The 2701-nt window shown below is 68.5% G+C and carries 4 protein-coding genes; 2 read left to right on the top strand and 2 right to left on the bottom strand.

Annotation, left to right across the window (positions count from 1 at the left end; translation table 11 throughout):
* Window positions 1–298: 298 nt before the first annotated feature.
* Window positions 299–841 (top strand): hypothetical protein, encoded by a 543-nt coding sequence (locus MKK50_RS24400; RefSeq protein WP_209688081.1) that lies wholly within the window; start codon window positions 299–301, stop codon window positions 839–841.
* On the top strand, window positions 838–1224 hold the full coding sequence (locus MKK50_RS24395) for a hypothetical protein (RefSeq protein WP_209688082.1): 387 nt from the start codon (window positions 838–840) through the stop codon (window positions 1222–1224). The genes MKK50_RS24400 and MKK50_RS24395 overlap by 4 nt, the downstream gene beginning before the upstream one ends.
* A 246-nt stretch (window positions 1225–1470) precedes the next feature.
* Here the strand turns inward: MKK50_RS24395 and MKK50_RS24390 are convergent, their stop codons facing one another.
* Both MKK50_RS24390 and MKK50_RS24385 read right to left on the bottom strand, forming a co-directional pair.
* Window positions 1471–1638 carry a hypothetical protein gene (locus MKK50_RS24390; RefSeq protein WP_209688083.1) on the bottom strand — a complete coding sequence of 56 codons (168 nt, stop codon included), beginning with the start codon at window positions 1636–1638 and terminating at the stop codon, window positions 1471–1473.
* A 73-nt stretch (window positions 1639–1711) separates the two neighbouring features.
* Window positions 1712–2176, bottom strand: coding sequence for a transcriptional repressor TraM (locus MKK50_RS24385; protein WP_253374250.1), 465 nt, complete (start codon window positions 2174–2176; stop codon window positions 1712–1714).
* Window positions 2177–2701: the final 525 nt, after the last annotated feature.

Here is a 2701-nt window from a genome sequence, read left to right as displayed (position 1 = left end):
TCCGAAGCGCTCGAGGAAGTCGAGCATCGCCGCGTGGACCCTCTGCCACGTCTCGCCATGCAGGCCGGGGCAGGGGGACGTCGCCGGGTTCATGCGCTCGATGCGGTCGCGCCAGGAGTGAAAATTCGGTGCAGGGTCGGTGGCGACGGGGTGGGGAGCTGACATCCCGGCCCCTTACCTCAGGCCGGTCGCCCGGTCCTAACTGGGACCGGGCTCAAGAGTCGGAGGAGGCCAGGGGCTTCGCGATGGGATGATCGACCGGAGAGAGGCTCCGGTGCCCGTCGCGAAAGCTAAGCCGGTGCCCCGTCTTCTCGTCCTTGCCTGCTCGGCAACCAAGCGCCCCGATCCCGACCGCATCCCGGCACTCGCGCGCTACGACGGCCCGCTGTGGCGGACCCTGCGCGCCGCCGACCCGGAGGGCCGGCGGGCCCGGGTCGCATTCCTGTCGGCGCTTTACGGCTTCCGCGACGCGGCGACGCCGATCGCCGACTACGACGCGCGGCTGACCCAGGATCTCGCCGAGCGGATGATCGCCGGCGGCGTGACGACGCGATGGCCGCGCCCGCCCTCGCCGCGGCGGCCCGACACCTGCGGCATGCACGCCGGCGCCGAGATCGCCTCGATGACAGGGTATGGCGCCGAGCCGTTCGAGGATGTCGCGCTGGTGGGTGGACGGCTCTACCTCGACGTCATGCAGGCATTCGTGGCGGGCTTCGTCACCATGGGCTGCGTCCGGCCGGACGCCCGCATCACCGTCATCAACGGGCCGATCGGCTTGATGCGGCGAGATCTTCGACATTGGTTGATCGAGGCCGCCTCGGAGCGGGGAGGGCGATCATGACCGCTCGCGTCGGGCACAACGGCGGGCCGGCCCTCGACGAGCCGGCCGACACGCGCCCCGGCCGGTGCAAGCACTGCCGGCACTGGATGGCGCCCTCGGACGAGGAGCAGCGGGCCTACGAGTGGTTCCACCTCGGTCTGTCCCGCCGCCGCGTCCGGCGGCCGACGGGCGCCTGCGACCGCGTCTTGGTCGGCAACAATCCCCGGCCGCCCTTCTCGGCCACCTCGGCCGAGTTCGGCTGCGACAACTTCGAGGCGGCTCCGCCGCCCCCGATCCCTCGCAGCGGCGGCTTCGTCACGATTTGGCAGGATGGACGCATCGCTTGGCAGGGCAGGGAGGAGGACATCCCGGCCCGCTTCCTCCAACAGGACCTCGATTTGTGAGGACTGGCGGCCTTACGTCTCCCGTTGCTGCATTCTGAACTAAATGAAAATAGAATGACGACATGAACAATCCAAAGGCATGATGCGCAAATTAATTGCGTGATAATGGTGCCGGAAGTGACTGATAAATGTAGCTTGAGGGCAGAAATCTACCTATATCCGCTCTCGTTCTGTCCCAAGACTTGAACCGACTTACGGCGCGCTCCTCGAACGAGGGGCGCGCCGATCCTCTTGCGGGGCCGGGCCCTAGCGCCAGCGTTCGCCGGTCCCGAGTCCGATCACCCGACCGTCGAGCGGGGCGATCTCGACGGCCACTTTCCCCCAGAACCGATCCCGGGCCGCATCCGCGCCGCGCGCGGCCCGAGCCCGATCCCGGGCCAGCCAGTAGGCCGGGCCGCCATAGCGCGCGACCATGATCCGGGCTCTTGCCCGGACCCGCGCACGGTCCCGCGCTTGGCGCAGCCAGCACATCCCCGCCTCGCAGGGGTCAGTTGGGGATGGCCTCTCCGCTCGGCTCCTCCGCCGCCATGTCCTCTTCGGAAAGGGCTCCGAGCAGGATCAGGACCCTGCCGAGGTTGAGCATCGAGCGGATCGACCGTCCGGTGTCCACCGAGACGGAATTGCCCTGCCATGCGAGGTAGCAGAGGCGCAGAGCGGCGATGTCCGGATCGGACGTCGCGTCCAGCCGGTGGCCGCCCTTGCCCGACCTGCGCGGCAGCTTGGCGGTGAAGCCTTTCGGCGTGTAGCCGAGCGCGCTCAGCAGATCCACGAGCGCGAAACGACGCTCGGCGAGCAGGCATTCGGCCTGGATCAGGTCGCCATGGGTGACGATCAGCGACCCTTCATCGATCCCGTCCTGCACCCGTTCAAGCTCGACGAGGGCCTTGATGTAGAGGCGCTGGGCCTCGATCGTCCGCGCTTCCAGGGTTTCGCGATCGTGCGAGCGGTGCATCGAACCACCCCTGCAGGCCCGTGTCCGCGGTGCGCCCCCGCTAACGAGCCTCAACCACCCATAGTCGGGGAGTTGGAAAACCGTGTCTGAACGGTCCCTACGACCTTTAGCAGCGGGGCGCCTGGACATGCGTCGCAGGCTCCCCGACCAAGAAGGTCAAGGAATCCGGCGCCGTCACGGCCGGCGCCATACCGTCAGACAAGGGGTTTCCACGCCCCAGGGCGGCGCGTACCACCCTGACCGGATCGTAGGCGCTCGTGCGGACGCGATCCAGTCCGAAGCTGCGGTTTGCCACGCTTGGTTGCGCGAGGGATCGCCCCCGCCACCAAGCCTTCGCGGCCATCGTGACGGCAACAGAGCTCTGGCGCTCCATCCGAGAGATGCCCGACCCGCTCAGATCCGGCAACGCTGGCGACGACATCACGAGAGGCCGACGACGGCGCATACCTCGGCGCGTCGTGCAGGGGCCACCCCGCTCTGATCGGCGCTGACCCTTGGTCACTCCCGGGGCCTTCCACGATCAAC

This window comes from Methylobacterium sp. J-043 (assembly GCF_022829505.1).
Classification (GTDB): Bacteria; Pseudomonadota; Alphaproteobacteria; order Rhizobiales; family Beijerinckiaceae; genus Methylobacterium; species Methylobacterium extorquens_A.
Note: the sequence above shows the minus strand (reverse complement) of the source record. Positions and strands in the feature narration are given on the sequence as shown.